The 16,844-nt window shown below is 57.5% G+C and carries 17 protein-coding genes and 1 pseudogene; 7 read left to right on the forward strand and 11 right to left on the reverse strand.

The features are described from left to right. From AC5S3R_RS13240 to AC5S3R_RS13250, 3 genes and pseudogenes are all read left to right on the forward strand, one after another. Positions 1–264 (forward strand): annotated as a pseudogene (locus AC5S3R_RS13240) (hypothetical protein); the annotation flags it as partial. Between the two features lie 94 nt (positions 265–358). Then, positions 359–1,138, forward strand: a complete 780-nt coding sequence (locus AC5S3R_RS13245) for a hypothetical protein (protein WP_494267521.1) — start codon at positions 359–361, stop codon at positions 1,136–1,138. A 191-nt stretch (positions 1,139–1,329) separates the two neighbouring features. Continuing rightward, complete coding sequence (locus tag AC5S3R_RS13250; RefSeq protein ID WP_494267523.1) at positions 1,330–1,848, forward strand: hypothetical protein; 519 nt, start codon at positions 1,330–1,332, stop codon at positions 1,846–1,848. 67 nt (positions 1,849–1,915) lie between these two features. On the opposite strand, the gene AC5S3R_RS13255 is transcribed toward AC5S3R_RS13250, so the two are convergent. The 5 genes from AC5S3R_RS13255 to AC5S3R_RS13275 form a co-directional block, all read right to left on the reverse strand. Continuing rightward, positions 1,916–2,890: an aldo/keto reductase gene (locus AC5S3R_RS13255; RefSeq protein ID WP_494267524.1), complete on the reverse strand. Its 975-nt coding sequence runs from the start codon at positions 2,888–2,890 to the stop codon at positions 1,916–1,918. 105 nt (positions 2,891–2,995) lie between these two features. Further along, complete coding sequence (locus tag AC5S3R_RS13260; protein WP_494267525.1) at positions 2,996–3,658, reverse strand: class II aldolase/adducin family protein; 663 nt, start codon at positions 3,656–3,658, stop codon at positions 2,996–2,998. A 44-nt stretch (positions 3,659–3,702) separates the two neighbouring features. Further along, positions 3,703–4,740, reverse strand: coding sequence for a radical SAM protein (locus tag AC5S3R_RS13265; RefSeq protein WP_494267638.1), 1,038 nt, complete (start codon positions 4,738–4,740; stop codon positions 3,703–3,705). An 87-nt stretch (positions 4,741–4,827) separates the two neighbouring features. Next, positions 4,828–5,283, reverse strand: a complete 456-nt coding sequence (locus tag AC5S3R_RS13270; RefSeq protein ID WP_494267526.1) for a hypothetical protein — start codon at positions 5,281–5,283, stop codon at positions 4,828–4,830. Between the two features lie 12 nt (positions 5,284–5,295). Then, on the reverse strand, positions 5,296–6,342 hold the full coding sequence (locus tag AC5S3R_RS13275; protein WP_494267527.1) for an aminopeptidase: 1,047 nt from the start codon (positions 6,340–6,342) through the stop codon (positions 5,296–5,298). A 199-nt stretch (positions 6,343–6,541) separates the two neighbouring features. On the opposite strand from AC5S3R_RS13275, the gene AC5S3R_RS13280 reads away from it, so the two are divergent. Further along, on the forward strand, positions 6,542–7,354 hold the full coding sequence (locus AC5S3R_RS13280; RefSeq protein WP_494267528.1) for a class I SAM-dependent methyltransferase: 813 nt from the start codon (positions 6,542–6,544) through the stop codon (positions 7,352–7,354). Positions 7,355–7,468: 114 nt separating this feature from the next. Here AC5S3R_RS13280 and AC5S3R_RS13285 read toward each other — a convergent pair whose 3' ends face one another. The 4 genes from AC5S3R_RS13285 to AC5S3R_RS13300 are packed head-to-tail and all read right to left on the reverse strand — an operon-like array spanning position 7,469 to position 10,944. After that, complete coding sequence (locus tag AC5S3R_RS13285; RefSeq protein WP_494267530.1) at positions 7,469–8,575, reverse strand: carboxylate-amine ligase; 1,107 nt, start codon at positions 8,573–8,575, stop codon at positions 7,469–7,471. 35 nt (positions 8,576–8,610) lie between these two features. After that, entirely contained in the window at positions 8,611–9,657 is a 1,047-nt protein-coding gene (locus AC5S3R_RS13290; protein ID WP_494267532.1) for an ATP-grasp domain-containing protein, read from the reverse strand. Positions 9,658–9,699: 42 nt separating this feature from the next. Beyond that, on the reverse strand, positions 9,700–10,182 hold the full coding sequence (locus tag AC5S3R_RS13295; protein WP_494267533.1) for a DinB family protein: 483 nt from the start codon (positions 10,180–10,182) through the stop codon (positions 9,700–9,702). A 51-nt stretch (positions 10,183–10,233) separates the two neighbouring features. Then, complete coding sequence (locus AC5S3R_RS13300) at positions 10,234–10,944, reverse strand: esterase family protein (RefSeq protein ID WP_494267534.1); 711 nt, start codon at positions 10,942–10,944, stop codon at positions 10,234–10,236. A gap of 144 nt (positions 10,945–11,088) precedes the next feature. Here AC5S3R_RS13300 and AC5S3R_RS13305 point away from each other — a divergent pair, with 144 nt between their 5' ends. After that, positions 11,089–11,919, forward strand: a complete 831-nt coding sequence (locus AC5S3R_RS13305) for an alpha/beta hydrolase (RefSeq protein ID WP_494267535.1) — start codon at positions 11,089–11,091, stop codon at positions 11,917–11,919. Positions 11,920–12,035: 116 nt separating this feature from the next. On the opposite strand, the gene AC5S3R_RS13310 is transcribed toward AC5S3R_RS13305, so the two are convergent. Beyond that, complete coding sequence (locus AC5S3R_RS13310; RefSeq protein ID WP_494267536.1) at positions 12,036–13,451, reverse strand: Gfo/Idh/MocA family oxidoreductase; 1,416 nt, start codon at positions 13,449–13,451, stop codon at positions 12,036–12,038. A gap of 5 nt (positions 13,452–13,456) precedes the next feature. After that, entirely contained in the window at positions 13,457–14,650 is a 1,194-nt protein-coding gene (locus tag AC5S3R_RS13315; protein ID WP_494267537.1) for a Gfo/Idh/MocA family protein, read from the reverse strand. A 101-nt stretch (positions 14,651–14,751) separates the two neighbouring features. On the opposite strand from AC5S3R_RS13315, the gene AC5S3R_RS13320 reads away from it, so the two are divergent. Together AC5S3R_RS13320 and AC5S3R_RS13325 are read left to right on the forward strand one after the other, a co-directional pair. Next, positions 14,752–15,720, forward strand: a complete 969-nt coding sequence (locus AC5S3R_RS13320; protein ID WP_494267538.1) for an ABC transporter ATP-binding protein — start codon at positions 14,752–14,754, stop codon at positions 15,718–15,720. Then, on the forward strand, positions 15,713–16,756 hold the full coding sequence (locus AC5S3R_RS13325; RefSeq protein ID WP_494267539.1) for an ABC transporter permease: 1,044 nt from the start codon (positions 15,713–15,715) through the stop codon (positions 16,754–16,756). Before AC5S3R_RS13320 ends, AC5S3R_RS13325 begins: the two co-directional genes overlap by 8 nt. The last annotated feature ends 88 nt before the right edge of the window (positions 16,757–16,844 follow it).

Genomic DNA, 16,844 nt, shown 5'->3' on the forward strand with positions numbered 1-16,844 from the left:
AATGGACCGGTCCTGCCAGCACCGATTCCGCCGGGGGGCTCTTTCGCCGGACGTGGTCCTGTGCTGCCTGCTCCCATCCCGCCGGGTGGTTCTCTCGTAGCTTCTAATGGACCGGTTCTGCCCGCACCGATTCCGCCGGGAGGCTCTTTCGCCGGACGCGGTCCCGTGCTGCCTGCTCCTATCCCGCCGGGCGGTTCTCTCGTAGCTTCTAATGGACCGGTTCTGCCCGCACCGATTCCGCCGGGCGGTTCCTTTTTGGGATAACCGGAGACTACAAACTGATAAACTCTTGTCATTCCGCTTGAGTCTGACAGAGCGCAACAATTATGTTTGCTCCTTAGCGAGCAGGTGAATCATCGTGTCGTGGGATACGACATTTGTGTGGGCAGATATCGCAGCGCAAGGAGCGCTCCTTGCGCTGCTGATAAAGGGCCGCGCCTACCGAAAATTGCCCTTCTTCCTTAGTTATTCGGTATGGTGCATCCTCAGTGACCTGCTCGGGCTGCTGATACAGTCGCGATTCAACGACCACTACTTCCAGTTCTATCTCTATGAAATGCCCCTCGACTCCCTGCTGCAGTTCGGGGTGCTGGTCGAGCTGGCATGGTCCGTATTACAACCGCTGCGTTCAGTTCTGCCACGCTGGACAGTCTTCGCGATTGCGTTACTGATTCTGTTGACCGGGGCCGCAGTGTGGCCGCTTTCAGGTTTCACCCTGCTGCACAACCTGCCCGCACAATGGCACTTCCTGATGCGCTTGCAGCAGACTTCTTCCATCCTCAGGGCATTATTCTTCCTGGTTCTCGCGGCTGGAAGCCAGGTGCTATCGCTGGGCTGGAAGGATAGAGAGTTGCAAATTGCGACAGGGCTGGGCGTCTACTCGCTCTTGAGCATTGCCAACGCGCTTCTGCACGCCCAGATGCAGGTCGCAAATCACTATCACATCGGCGATCAGATTGTTTCGGTAAGCTATTTGTGCTCTGTTATCTACTGGGCCGCATGCTTCGCGCAAAAAGAAGCGCCGCGCCAGGCTTTCAGCCCCCAGATGCAGAGTTTTCTGCTGCGAGTCTCCGGCGTAGCTCACGCAAACCGCATTGCGCTTGAAAACCATTCCCTGCCCGGCGACCGGAGGTCATGATTTCCGCCATCCAGCCGAGAAACGTTACTTAGGTGCACAGCACTAACGGGTGCCCCAAAACTGGTTCTTCGCGAATTTTGCTCTTGATTCCTTTTAGGGTTTTGTTCACACTCTTGAAGTAGGTTGAAACAAAAGATTTTGTAGGGTTTCAGTAGTTATCAGGTGTCGAATTCATCCTGAGTTAAGGTGTCATGATTCTACCTATTTTGCAGATTCTGGCATTTGCAGCCTTGGTCGCCTGGTTCTTACGCTGGCGCGCGGCTGCACGTCGGCGTAACACGCAATCCTGGGAGTCGCTGGTAGCGCGGCTTCGTGCGGATTGGAGCGCCCGCGACCTGAGCGATAACTTCCTTTGGAAAGACGGCCTGAACGTCACTGCGGAAGACGCGTGGGCACGCATGGATGGTGTGCACGGCCTCTGGGCAATGTACCAGAACGCCGGCGTCATGATGGAAATGGCCGACTACGCCGCCCGCAACTGCCCGGAAGCAGACCGCGTGCTGTTGGCCACGCTGCGCAGCGATGCCATGCAGATTCGCCTCTGCGTACTGATGGGGTTGGCACAATATGGTTTTACGCAGGCAAGTGAGGGTGTTCGCGTGAATGCCTTTCGCGCTGCGGAAATGTATGCGGGTATGGCGTCAAGAATGACTCGCCTGCTGCAGGACAACGCGGCTGTGGCTCTTCCTGATTTCGTCGCAGCAATGTAATCAAGTTTCTCAAGCAGAGCAAAAGCCCCGGCGAGTGCCGGGGCTTTTGCTCTGCTGCTCACTGCTATTACGCGTTCTCTGCCAGGAACGCATTGATCCGCGCAAACTCCTCATCGCTGAGCCGGAACTCCAGCGCTGCTGTGAGCCCTTCGACCTGGGCCGCGCTGCGTCCGCCTACAATCGCCGCGGTAATCGCCGGATGGCGAAGCGTCCACGCCACGGCAACCACGCCCGGCTGCACGCCATGCCCTGCGCCAATCTCGCGCAGCAGATCCACCAGCTTGAGGTTCTTGCTTAGACGCGGTTCATTGAACTCAACCGCCTTGCGCCGCCAGTCATCCGCAGGCATGGCAGCTACGCGCTCGGCAGTCATCTTGCCCGTCAGCAGACCGGAGACCATGGGCGAGTAGTTAATCACGCCGATGTTATTCTCCAACGTGAATGGCAGAATCTCCGTTTCAATTGCGCGCCGCAGCATGGAGTAAGGCGGCTGCAGGCTGGTAACAGGCGCAATCGTCTGCGCGCGCTTCATCTGCTCCACGTTGAAGTTGGAAACGCCAATCCAGCGGAGCTTACCCTGCTCTTTGAACTTCGCCAGCGTCTCCCAGCCTTCTTCAATCTCTTCATCAGGATTCGGCCAGTGAATCTGATAGAGGTCAATCGTCTCCACGCCCAGCCGCCGCAGTGAAGCTTCAATCTCTTCCGCCAGCGACTCCGCCTTCAACGAACGGTAAATCGAGCGGTCCGCATCCCAGCGCATCGAGCACTTGGTAAACACATACGGCTTGTGGCTGGTTGCCTTCAGCGCCTTGGCGACAACTTCTTCCGAGTGCCCCAGCCCATAAATCGCGGCTGTATCAATCCAGTTGACGCCAAGATCCAGCGCACGGTGAATCGCTTCAATAGACTCGCTATCTTCCTGCGGTCCCCAGCCGTAATCCCAGTTGCCACCGCCAATGGCCCATGCGCCAAAGCCGATGGAGGTGAGTTGCAAATCAGAATTGCCAAGTGTACGAAGTGCGGGCGTCGATGCAGTAGTCATAACAACAGCATAGATGCCGAAACCCGCACAGATGCTGCATAAATCGCAGCATTCCAGTTAGCTCCAACTCCACCGCTGTCTCTTCCACAACACATACGCAGTCACTTACACCGCATTTTGCAGATACCGCTCCCGTGCGCGAAAGAGTTGCTCCGTCTGCTCCTGTTCAAGCGTCTGTTCCGAGCCAAGCTGGTGTGCCGCAAGCTGAATCTGCGCTACGTGCTCCAGCGTTTCCATCCGGATGAACGCCTCAGACAAATCGCGCCCATAGGTCACCGCTCCGTGGTTCGCCATCAGGATTGCCTCATGCCCTGCAACAAACGGAGCAAGGCTCTCCGCAACCTGGTCCGTGCCCGTGGTGGCATAGCCCGCCAGGGGTACGGCACCCAGCGTCATCACAGCCTCCTGGCAAAGCACGCGGTCAAGCGAGCGTCCCGCGCACGCAAACGCCGTGGCAATGGGCGGATGCGAATGAACCACCGCCGCCACATCCATGCGCTGCCTGTAAATCGCCAGGTGCATTCCTATCTCACTGGTCACGCGGCGCTCGCCATCCAGTTGCCGGCCATCATAATCAACAATCACCAAATCGGAGGTGCGGATAAGGTATTTACTCACTCCTGTCGGCGTTGCCAGCAGTCTTTCGCCGTCGATTTGCACCGACAAATTCCCCGACAAGCCTGGCATATATCCAAGCCGATACAAACGCCTGCTAAAGCGAACCAACTCGCGCTTTAACTCCTCGATTCGATAGTCCTGAGTTTCCAAGTCCTTCCTACACTCCCTTCTTCGTTATGCAATCACTACAACAATCAAGAACCGATGATATTGAATGGAGACAACTCTGGCTGCATCTCCGGAACTGGCTTGCGACCTCGCCGGAGCCTTTTCCAGCCTTTCCCAAATTGCCCCGAAATGCTGAAAAGATGCCCCGCCGTCACACGCCCCAGCACGCGATGGTGTCCCACCGCTGCCAGCGCCATTGAGGCCAGGCAACCGCATTGCGCGCAGTCCGGGTCTCCGCCAAACTGGCAGGGAGTAATATGCGTCTTCAGGTCTGCCGAAAATGATTTCGTGGTCTGCGCAAAAATACATTGCTCCGGACGCGCTGGCGGAGTCTCAATCTCCTGGATAACCACCTCCGGCATCTCCAGCTTTGGATATTTCACCCGCAAACGCCGAAGCTCCGCCACTACAGCACTTCGCTGCTTAGCCGTAAGAATCTCCGGGTCGGTGGCTCCACGCTGCGGCGTAAAGAGGCTAAACCAAACCCTCGTCACCTCCGTGCGGCTCGTCCAGAAAGCAAGAAACTCATCCAGATAACCTTCACGCCCCGCAATCTGTGAAGTAATTGTGCAGTGCACCGTCACTTTCGCATCTTGAATGTTCTTGAGAATTCGCTCGTACGTGGCTGGCTTACGGCGCGCATCGTGCTCTGCCTGCAAGCCGTCGATGGACACCACAACATTCAGCTTCTTCAACTGCATCCATTCCGCCGGAATCACGCGAAACGCGCTGGTAACCACCTGTGTATGAATCCCGCGCCGGTCTATCTCCGGCAATAGCCGGTCAAGTTCGCGGTACCGCACCAGGGGGTCGCCACCAACAAGGGAAACATGCAGCGGCTTTTCCTCGTCAATCAACGCCAGCACTCTCAAAACCAGGTCGTCCCCTTTATAGTCAGAGAGCTCTCGCAACTGAACCGAGCCACCCAGATGCGCCGCGTCAAACGCGTAGCACCCAGGGCATCGCAGAGGACATTCCTTTGTAATTTCAATGGATAACGATGGAGCACGGCCTGCCAAAATCCTGGCCCATGCTTGTAAAACTTCCGATTGCTTCATTGGCATCTCCGTACGCGTTAGACGCACCGGGCGAGTGACAAGTATGAACAGCTTTTGCAAGCCATTCCTTCGAGGAAGCTTCTCGAAAATTAATCAGATTTGCAGTTGTAAATTACAAGCGGAAATATCTGGCCCGTCGATGCGGTGAGCCTGCCCCGCGAAGAGCATACTTGCCAGCCTGGAATCCTCGGCCCCTTTGCTATCAGCCGCAAACAAGAGAGTTCGCAGCACCGCAAAGCTCTGTCTCATGCTCGCTCTGCAGCACTGGACCAGGACCAGCACAAGGTTCAAGGAAGTCAGGATTACAAGGCCGTTGGTTTCAAAGTCAGACCCGCCGTGCAGAAAGCGGTCCCACGTCCACACATGTTGTGTAATTGGCGCGGTAATCAGCGAGATTGCCGTCAAGCTCAGCAGCACAATGCCCAGCCACGTGAATGCACGCGCAACCAACCCCGGCATATTCATGCTCACCCAGCTCATCATGAATCGCGGCATCCAGAAAGCCCTCGCTACCCTGAGTGTACTCTGCCCACCCGGCACCTGCGCCATAACGCTGCTCCGTTACGCCGCAATCAAAAACTTTCCATCGCGCATAATCTGCTCTTCGCCTTCGTCGGTTTCGAGCCAGATGTTGAAGCCAAGCCCCACCACATCAATGTGCGTCGAAGAGCGCCACGGCGCGCCGGTGTGCTCTCCATACGGATTGCCAAACGCAATGTGGATGCCGGGAAACTTCTCATCCTGCAGGATATTTCCAATCACGCGCTCCACACCGAGGTTGGTGCCAATCGCAAACTCGCCCACGCGATCCGAGTTCTCATCCGTATGCGTATAGGCCCAGAAGTCGGCCTCAAGCTGCTTATTCGCGCTCTTGCAGCTCACAATGCGATTCTCTGCAATCTCAATCGTCAGCGGCGTTCCGGCCAGCAGACCGTAGCGCGCACAGAGCCAGTCGCCCACCACGCCGTCTACAACGAATGTGCCGTTCACTTCCTCCGGTGAAGTAAAACACTCGCCGCCCGGCAGGTTGCCCCACTTCTCTGTCGAGATAATTCCCGAAGTCTTGAACCACTTGTAGTTCGCGTTCATCTCGGAGACGATGTTTGTTCCCGCCGCCGTTGTCGCGCGAATCCGCTTCGCCTTCCGCACGCGCTCCAGAACCTGCTGCGAGAGCCGGTCGACAAGGTTGAAATCGGCCCGCATGCCCTGTACCATGACCTCCGGCGTAATGTTCACCATGTGCGCATGGCGCATCCTGCGACGGTTCACCACATCGGTCATCTGCATGCGCGAGCGTAGCTCGTTCGTCTGCACCTGCACTGCAAAAATCGAAACCTGCGAGCTTTCCATATCGGCCAATACCTGCTCCGGCATGCCTTCCAGAGGCCGTGGCGCAAGGTCTTCCAGCACAAACGCATTCCACTCGCAGCCCACCTCTTCAAGCTGCTCCGCCAAAGAGGCGGCAATGAACTTGGTCTGCCAGTCCGTAATCAGCGTCACCTTCTCCGAAGGCTGAACGCGCAGGCAGGTGGTAACAGCAGAGCGCGCACCCTGAAAAAATTCAGCAGGATAGGGCGTGGCAAGCAGTCGAGATGCGGTTGCAGTCATGTGAAGTCCGGAAATGCTCCTTAGGGATAAGGGAAAGCCTGCAAAAGGCCTATCTTTTGAGATTAACGGGAAATTCCCTGCAAGGGAATGGTGCGTGTTACGAAAAAATCCAGGTATTTTCAAGCCGCGCGCCGTAATTCCGGCAAGCACACCCCGCCAATCGCCAGCCGTGCAAAGCAAAGTGATATTTTTTAGGTATATGCCTCTCCCTGCCGACCTCGACTCCGTACTCAACTCGGCATGGAACTCCGCAAAAAACGTGCCTGGCTTTCTTTTCGAAGATGAGGCCCGCTTTCTCGGCATGGCAGCAGCCTGCCTGCCCTCGCCCGATGGCAGCATTGTTGAAATCGGCAGCTTCAAGGGCAAATCCACGGTGATGCTGGGCACGGTGGCCCGCCACTACGGACTGGGCCCCGTCGTCGCCATCGACCCGCACAACTTCAACAACACCGAACTCCACGAACACAGAACCACGGAAGGCGCAACCTCCTTCCACGAGTTCACCGCCAATCTCGAAACCGCAGGAGTCACTGGCGTCGTCGATGTGCGCCGCGCCTTCTCGCATGACATTGCGCAGCAGTGGAACGCGCCCATCCGCTTCCTCTGGATCGACGGCGATCATACTTATGCAGGCGCAAAGCAGGACTTTGATGACTTCCTGCCGCATGTCCTTCCCGGAGCCATCATCGCCCTGCACGATGCCCTGCATGAGTTCGCCGGCCCCCTCCGCGTCTTTGTCGAAGAGATACTTCGCTCCGACAGCTTTGGCCCCGCAGGCTTCGTCCACTCCATCGCATGGGCGCAGTACTGCCCGCAGAATGGCGCAAGCTTCCAGCAACAGCGAGCCGCGTTGGAAAAATTCGCAGCACCGTTGATTCCGTTTGTTGAGGATGACAAGCCTCTGCACGGGCTCAAGAAAATTGGCTACAAGCTTCGGCGCTCGCGTGTGCCGCGTGCGCTGCCCTCGCTTGCGGAGTGGTCCGCGCAGCTCAACAGCGACAGCAAATTCTGAGTTGCTGTCTCCCGAAGCCACAACTTTCAAGTTGACGCAACCATCAGGGAGCAGCAACCTTCAACAATTCTCAAAAGGACACGCCCACTCTGAATTTGCTCTGGCGCAACAGCATCAAAGACCTTCCTGCGTCTCCTGCGCCATGTAATCGACAACAGCCTTCAAATCGCCCTTGCTCTCTTCAAAGACTTTCAATTGCCGGTCCGCGCCTGTCCCGGTCTGCATAATCTTGCGAATTCCCTCAACCGCCCAGCGGCTGCCCAACTCGTCCACCGCGGGGTCAATAAACGCAAGATACTCTTCAATCAATTCGCGCTCCGGCACTTCCGTCTGCTTGCCGAAATCAATCAGCTTGCCATCAAGCCCATAACGCACCGCGCGAAACTTGTTCTCCATCAGCAGAGGCCGCGCAAACTGCCGAAAATCCTGGTTCGACTCATGCAGCCGGTAAAGACGCGCTGCCGTCGCTTGAATCAGCGCCGCAATCGCCACCGTCTCTTCCGCTCGCAACGGAATATCGCACGCCCGCACCTCAACCGTGTTGAAGTACGGATGCGGCCGAATATCCCACCAGATTTTCTTCGCGTTATCAATGCAGTTGGTGCGCACCAGCAGGTTCACATAGTTCTCAAACTCGCTGTAGCTCGCAAACGCATCCGGAATTCCCGTGCGCGGAAAGTTCTCAAAAACCTTCGCGCGGTATCCCTTATAGCCAGTGTTCAAGCCCAGCCAGAACGGCGAGTTCGTAGACAGCGCCATGATGTGAGGCAGGAAATACCGCATTGAGTTCATGATGCGAATCGCCGCCTCGCGGTCCTCAATGCCCACATGCACATGCAGGCCGAAGATAAGATTTGCGCGCGCCGCAAGCTGCAGCTCCTTCACTACCTGCTGATAGCGCGGGTCCGGATGAATCTGCTGCGTGCGCCAGTCCGCAAACGGATGCGTCGCACCCGCCACCAGCTTGAGCTTGTGCTCCTGCGCCAGGCGAATCATCTGCCGCCGCAGGTCGTAAATATCTTCTTTCGCCTCGTTGATGTTGCGGCAAACACGCGTGCCCACTTCCACGACAGAAGTGTGCATCTCCGCCTTCACGCGCTCCTGCAGCCGCAGCTTGCCCACGGCCATCATCTCCGTCTCAATGTGCGAGCGCAGATCGCGCGTGACCGGATCAATCGTCTGGTACTCTTCCTCAATTCCAAGCGAGAACGTTGGCCGCATGTGCGCTCCCCAAATCAAAATCCAGAGAAAAGAGATCAGGCAACAGGAGTGGAATCCGCTGCCGGGCCCTCAACAACCTTCTTTTCCGTCTTGCTCTTTACAACCTTGCTCTTCACCGGCTTCTTCTTCACGACCTTCTTCACCGGCTCAGCCGCGCCCTTCAAAAGTGAAGCCCACTTCAAATCCAGATGCTGCGGTGCAGACTTCGCCTTGGCAATCGCCAGGTCCGCTACTTCCTTCACAATCCAGTCGAAGCTCGCCTTCCCCACGGAATGCAAATCTGCATCCGGCGCGGGATTCATGAAGTCAATCGCATAAGGCACGCCATCTTCAACGGCAAACTCCACCGTATTCAGGTCATAGCCAAGCGCCTGGCAAAGCTTCAGCGCATCCTGCTCCACGCGCTTCAACAACTTCTTGTCATATTTCGGCGGGTCCTGCAGATACCGCTCGTGATGCGGCCTGCGCGGGTCGTACGCCATGATGCGCACCTTCTTCTGCCCCACCACATAGCAGCGGAAGTACTCATTGAAATTCACAGCCTTCTGATACACCATGCACAAATCGCGCGACTGGTCATAGGCATGGAAAAACTCTTCGCGATTGTGGATGTGATGCACATCGCGCCAACCGCCGCCATCCACGGGCTTCATAAATCCGTGCAGGCCAACGTACTCGAACACGCTCTCCCAGTTCAGCGGATACTCAAGGTTCCGCATGGAGCGGTCCGTCGTTCCCTCAGGATGCTGCTTGTGCGGCAGAATCACCGTAGGAGGAACGGCCACGCCAAGCTTCTCCGCCAGCGAGTAGTTGAAGAACTTATCATCCGCCGACCACCAAAAGGGATTGTTGATAATCGCCGTCCCGTTCAGCGCCGCATGCTTCAGGAACGCGCGATAGAACGGAATGTCATGCGAGATGCGATCCACGATCACGGCATATTGCGGAGCCTTGTTCATCAGCACAGCGCCCGTTTCAACGAACTCCGCGTGAATCCCCGGAACGTTGCGCGCATTGATGTGCTCCACCAGGGCGCCGGGGAAGCTGTTTTCCATGCCAAAGAGTATGCCGATTTTTTTCATTGCCGCGATTCGCCTCCTGCCCTGAGCATAGCGGATTCCGGCCTACTGCGTGGCAATCCGCTGCAGTTGACCGAGATGGTTCAGGTCATGCCCGGCTATCGTTTCCAGCACCGTGTAAAAGGTCATCGTGCCACGCTCCGGGTGCGTCATTACACGTTCCGCAGCCTCCGGCCCCGCTGCGCGAATAAACGTAAGGTTCCACTGCCGCAACGCCGTAAAAACATTCAGCGCCTGGCTCGCCGGAATCCCCTTATACGTAGCCGCCCACTTGTCCTGGTCGAAGGGCTGAATCGTGGGCGCATCTTCGGCCAGCGTTTGCCGCAGCCGAAAACCAAACACCAGCTCGCAATCCGCCAGGTGACAAAGAATCTCCGCCGCACTCCACTTGCCCGGTGCAGGCGCAACCGTGGACTTCTCCGCCCCAATCGCATCCAGCGCCTGCGTTAACGCCTTCGGCGTAGTAGCAAGAATCACATCCACCGGACGGTCATCCAGAAACCGCTCATAAGGATTCAGTTCGCTCATCGCTCAACTCCCGCTCTTCTGTACCCTGCACCCCGTACCCTGTCCCCTGTTTTACAGATACTGCCGCACCATCTGCGCCCACGTCGGCCAGTCATGCGAGTTCCACGTATCCCACACATACAGTTTGTGCGGAATCCCCTTCTCGTTAAAGATGCGGTCCATGTTCTGGTTTTCACCCAGGCACTGGTCGTCCCAGCCCGTTCCAAAGACCCACGTATTGCGCCGGTACCGGTCCAGAAACCATGGGTCGCCCAAATTCGGAAGAAACTGTGTCGGCTGATTGAAATAAACATCCTGGTCGAAGTAGCCATCCAGAAAGCGCGACATATCAAACGCGCCGCTCATCGACAGCATGCCTGTGAATACATCCGGATGCCGCAGCGCCACATTCGCCGCATGAAAACCGCCAAAGCTACAGCCAAGCGCCACCAGGTGCGAGTCATGATTCTTCTGCCGGATCAGCGGAACCACCTCATGAATCAGGTAGTCGTCAAACTGCACATGCCGCGCAATCTTCCATCGCGGCGGTACGCGGCGGTTGTACCAGCTCTCGTTGTCCACGGAGTCCACGCAATAAATCTGCAAGTGCCCGCCGTCGATGCGGTCAGCCAGCGCGCCAATCATGCCGCGGTCTTCAAACTCGTAGAAACGCCCGCCCGATGTAGGAAAAACAAGCACAGGCAATCCCGCATGGCCAAAGACAAGCAGTTCCATACTGCGCCCCAGCCGCGGCGAGTGCCACTGGTGATATTCGCGATTCATTTGTATATTTCGGCTCCCGGAGAGAGTTGGAGAACCCCTGATTTCTTGCTACTGTAACAGTACTACGGTCCTTCGCGGACGGCGGGTGGCGCTTTCGCGCAGAGATTGAATCAGGATTGGCAGTAACGCGTTTTGGAATTGAATTTGGAAATACAATCAGGATCTCAGCCCGAGGCACTGCCGGCATCCGATCTTCTCACGCCTCATCCTCGGCTGCGCCTGCACAAAGGCTTCCAGAGCCGCTACCTGCCTGATGACCGCGACATCGTCGTCTATCTTCCGCCCGGCTACAATCAGCATGTAGAGCACAGTTATCCCGTGCTCTACATGCACGATGGCCAGAATCTCTTCGACCCCAGAACGTCCTTCGCAGGCCGCACCTGGCAGGTTCGCGAGCAGGCTGACGCCGCCATTGAAGCCGGTGAAGTTGAGCCGCTCATCATCGTCGGCATCTACAACACCGGCGAGCGCCGCATTGCCGAATACACTCACGAGCGCGACTCCAAACTAGGCGGCGGCGAAGCCGACAAGTACGGCAAGCTGCTCACCCGCGAGCTTATGCCGTGGATTGCCTCCGAGTACCGCGTCCGTGTTGGCCGCGAAGCCACCGGCCTCGGCGGCTCATCCCTCGGCGGACTCGTTACGCTTTATCTCGGACTGCGCAATGCAAGCTTCTTCGGCAAGCTCGCAGTCATGTCGCCGAGTGTTTGGTGGACACACAAAAGCATCCTCGGTATCGTCAACGAATACGCCCCGGCCATCTGGGAAAAGCCGCATATGTGGCTCGACGTAGGCGACCACGAAGGCCGCCAGACCGTGCGCAACACCGAACAGCTAATGCGCCGCCTCAAAGCCAACGGCTGGAAAGATAACGAAACGCTTCACTTCGAGCGCGTCCACGGCGGCACGCACGACGAAGCAAGCTGGGCTGCCCGCGTATGCCCCATGCTGCGCTTCCTCTTCCCTGCAAAATAGCCACGACATTGCTTCCAGAAAGAAAAGCTTTTAAGCAGGCCGTGCTTCAGCCCCGGCAATATGCACAGCATATGCTGACTGGGCCTTTTGGCCCTGAGGTATGCTTTTTCACAAGCTTAAGCCAACACATAAGGCGCGCGCTGCTTGCGCGAAAGCATGCTATCCGCCTCGTGGTCATCCTTGAAGCGCTCCTTCACCGGATCCCAATACAACTTCCGCTTCAACACCATCGCCATGTCATGCAGCAAACAAGCCGAGCATGCGCGATGGCCCATCTCCGCGGGTGAAATCGGCTGCTGCTGCGTAATGATGCAATCCAGCCAGTTGCCATGCTGGTCCTTGCTCTCATAGAGATGAATCTCATCCGGCCCAATCACCGACTTGATAATCGCAGGATCGCTGGAAGCCAGCGCCGTATTGTCCTTCAACTTGGCAACAGGGTCCGTTCCCGTCACGTTCTCATTGCCGCGCGAGACAAAAATCCATCCCTTTGAGCCGTAGAACTTAATTCCGTTCGGATAATCGCCGCTGATGCTCATGTGCACGCCCTTCGACGAAACATCATTCGGCGCATAGATCGCCTGCGTCTTGAATGGCCCATGCACATCCCACAAGCCCTCTTTCGGAAACTGCGCTTCACCCCAAATCTCAATCGGCCCTGTGTACTCGGTGTTCATTCCCCAATGCGCACTGTCGATGTGATGCGCGCCCCAGCCTGTAATCATGCCCGCGCCAAACTGGCGGCAGCGCAGCCATCCCGGCCTGCCATATCCCTTCTGCGGATGCACGCGGTCCACCGTGTAATACACATCCGGCGTCTCGCCCAGCCACATCTCGTAGTTGAACCCCGCAGGCACCGACATCTGCGTCTTGTCGCCGCCCGCAGGGTCGCCGGGCAACCCAATCTCCACGCGCTCCAAATCGCCAATGCGCCCATTGCGTACCAGCTCCGCCGCATAGCGAAACTGAATCGTCGAGCGCTGCTGGCTGCCTATCTGCAGGATGCGCCCCGTGGCCGTCACTGCATCGCTCATCGCGCGGCCTTCCGCAATCGTCAGCGAAGCAGGCTTCTGGCAATACACATCCTTGCCCGCACGCACAGCGGCAACCGCAAGCAGCGCATGCCAGTGGTCCGGCGTGCTGATGATCACCGCATCAATATCCTTGTTCGCCAGCAGCTCGTGATAATTCGCATAGCCCAGCGTGCCGTCATAATCCTTGCCGGTATTCTTGGCATACACGCCGTTCACAAGCTGCTTGCCCTCTTCTACGCGATGCGCGTCCAGATCGCAGACAGCAATGATGTGCGCCTTGTCGAACTGCCAGATGCCCGGCATGTCATGCGTGCGCGAGATACGCCCCACGCCAATCGCGCCTACGTTGATCCGCTTCGACGGCGCATACTGCCCGAAGACACTCGAAGGAACAATCGTGGGAAAGCCCAGTGCCGCCACCGTACCCGCAGCCTGCTGAATAAATTTGCGACGCGAACTAATTGAGCCTTTTGAATCTTGCAATGAAGAATTCTTCATAGCGGTTACTCCTCAATCGTGACGAATTTCGCCTGGCACTGCGCCTTAATCACAAGCTCTGCAGCCAGCAGACACTGTGCCTGGTCCTGTGCAACGTGCGTACGGTTCACCACATCGGCCACAAACTGCGGGCCGAAAGGCAACGGCATTGCATTGCAATCGATATACCGCGCCTGTTTGCCATCCACAACAAAGAGATTGTTCCCTTGCTTGCTGACGGAGATGTTCGCATACTTGCGCACTTCAATATACCCATCCGTGCCGAGAATGAACAACCGCCCATCGCCCCATGTGCCCAGCCCATCCGGCGTAAACCAGTCGAGCCGCACATAGCCAAAGCCCTTGTTGCCGCGCAGCATCATATCGCCAAAGTCCTGGAACCTGGGCCGCTTGGGATGCCGCACATTCGCAATCTGCGAGGCCACGACCTCCGCCTCCGTGCAGCCCGTATAGAACAAAAACTGGTCCACCTGGTGCGAGCCGATATCGCAAAGAATCCCACCATACTGCTCAGGATTCCAGAACCACTCCGGCCTTCCGCCGCCGCCGCCCGCATCGCCCGCATGCTGAAAGATCTGGTGCGGAGCAATGTTGATTGTCTGAATCACCTTGCCAATCGCGCCCTGCTTGATAAGCTCACCCGCATGCACCGCCGCCTTTACTTCCAGCAGCTCGCTGTACATGATGGCGTAAATCCGCTTCGTCTCCGCAATCGTCTTGCGCACTTCCGCAAGCTGTTCCAGCGTAGTGATTCCCGGCTTGTCCGAAAGATAATCCTTGCCATGCTTCATCACGCGTACGCCAATCGGCGCGCGCTCATTCGCAATCTGCGAGCTCAGCACAAGCTGAATCGAAGGGTCTTCAATAATCTCGTCTTGCGTCTTCGCAACCTTCACATCGGGAAAACGCTTCTTGAACACGGCCAGCTTGTCTTCCTCGCCCGCCCACGCAGCCACCAACTCGCCGCCGCCCCGCTGAATGGCGCCAATCATGCCGTAGATGTGGTCATGGCTCATGCCGCAGACTGCAAACTTGATGTGATACTTCGGCGCTTCTTCCTGCTGCGCCGCAAGCGTCTCTTCCACAACCGGAAAGCCTTCAGAAGCAAACGATGAGGCTCCAGACAACGCCGACAAACCGGCCATCGAACCAAACAGACTTGCGTGCTTCAAAAAATTGCGACGCAGAGTGGGGGGCATTCTATCTCCTTTTATTTACGGCCAACATATTGCACGATCAGGCAAGCACCGGGCAACTGCTTTGTCATAATACTCTGCAAAGACTGTGCGAGAATGACCGCGTGAGTTCAACTACACTTCAAGCTTCCTCGAAGACCGCGACACAAGGCGCATCACTCGCGCTCCATGACCTGCGCAAGGCCTTCGGGGACGTGCAGGCGGTCAACGGCGTCAACCTGGAAGTGCAGCACGGCGAATGCTTCGGTCTCCTCGGCCCCAACGGCGCGGGCAAAACCACCACCATCGAAATCTGCGAAGGCCTCACGCCGCCTGACTCCGGCGAAGTAAAACTGCTCGGCCTCGACTGGAAGACCGGCGCCAACGAACTCCGCCAGCGCATCGGCATCCAGCTTCAGGAGACGCAATTTCCCGACAAGCTTACCGTGGAAGAAACCATCCGCCTCTTCCGCAGCTTCTACAAACGCGGCCTCGATACAGACGAAGCCATCCGAGTTGCGCAGCTCGAAGAGAAACGCATTTCGCGCGTCGTCACACTTTCCGGCGGACAGAAGCAACGCCTCGCCATGGCCTGCGCGCTCGTCGGCGACCCCGAACTGCTCTTCCTCGACGAACCAACAACAGGACTCGACCCGCAGGCACGCCGCCATCTCTGGGATTTAGTGGACAACCTCAAGCACGCAGGACGCACCATCATCCTCACCACACATTACATGGATGAAGCCGAACGCCTCTGCGACCGCGTCGCTATCATGGACCACGGAAAAATCATCGCCCTCGGCACCGTGCGCGAACTCATCGCCTCCGTCGGCGGCGACCACATCGTCGAGTTCGCCATCCGCGACGGCAAGCCTGTCGATGTAACCAAACTGACCTCCATCGAAGGCGTACACTCGCACCGCGTCGATGCCGGACTGCATCAACTCTCTGTCACCGACCTGCACACAACCGTCCCGCAAGTCTTCGCAGCCGTCGCAGAGATGCAATTAGAACTCAGCGAATTCCGCACGCATTCGGCAACGCTGGAAGACGTCTTCGTAGCCCTCACCGGAAGGAACCTGCGCGATGAGTAAACTTCCAAGCCGGTTCCAGACAAGCTCCCTCTTCCAGCTCACCACCACGCGCTTCCGTCTCTTCCTGCGCGAGCCGGAAGCCATCTTCTGGGTCTTTCTCTTCCCGATTCTTCTTGCACTCGGTCTCGGCATCGCCTTCCGCAACCGCCCCGCCGATGTGCTGCCCATAGCCGCCACCACGCCGCAGCTCACGCAAGCCCTCGCCACAGACAAAGGCCTCAGCGCCAAAACGCTCGACGAAGCAGAAGGCACACACCAGCTAGCCATCGGCACAATCCAGTTGCTGGCCGTGCAAACCTCGCAAGGCGTCACCTACAAGTACGACGACACCAACCCCGACGCCCGCATCGCACGCCTTCTTGCCGACCGCGCCATTCAATCTGCCGCAGGCCGCCACGACGCCGTTGCATCCAGCAACGCATTAGTGCACGAAACCGGCTCGCGCTACATCGACTTCGTAATCCCCGGCCTGCTCGGCATGAACCTGATGGGCTCCGCCATCTGGGGCCTCGGCTTCTCTCTCGTAGAAGCCCGCCAGAAGAAGCTACTCAAGCGCATGGTGGCCTCGCCCATGCCGCGCTGGCAGTACCTCGCATCCTTCCTGCTCTCGCGCCTGCTCATGCTCGTCATTGAGGTAGTCGTCTTCCTCGGTTTTGCACGCGTTGCATTCGGAGTTCCCTTCCACGGCTCACTCCTCGAACTGGCCTTCCTCTGCATCCTCACCTCGCTGGCATTCTCGTCGCTCGGCCTGCTCATCGCCTCGCGAGCCAAGACCATGGAAGCCGCATCCGGCCTGATGAATCTCGCCATGATGCCCATGTGGGTGCTTTCAGGAATCTTCTTCAGCGCCTCGCGTTTTCCCAACATCATCCAGCCCTTTGTCCGCGCGCTGCCGCTCACTGCCGCCATTGATGCCTTCCGCGGCAACATGCTTCAGGGCATGTCACTCCCGCAGCTTGCCGCGCCGGTGGCCATCCTCTTCGCATGGCTCGTCATTCCCTTTGCCCTTGCGCTCAAAATCTTCCGCTGGCGATAGGTCGGCTGCGATTTCTCCCCTACAACAAAGCTCCTATAAGAATGGCCACCGGCTTCAGCCTCAGAGGGAGACTATTCCCGCGTGACAA

The organism is Occallatibacter sp. FHG110214_02, assembly GCF_059115385.1.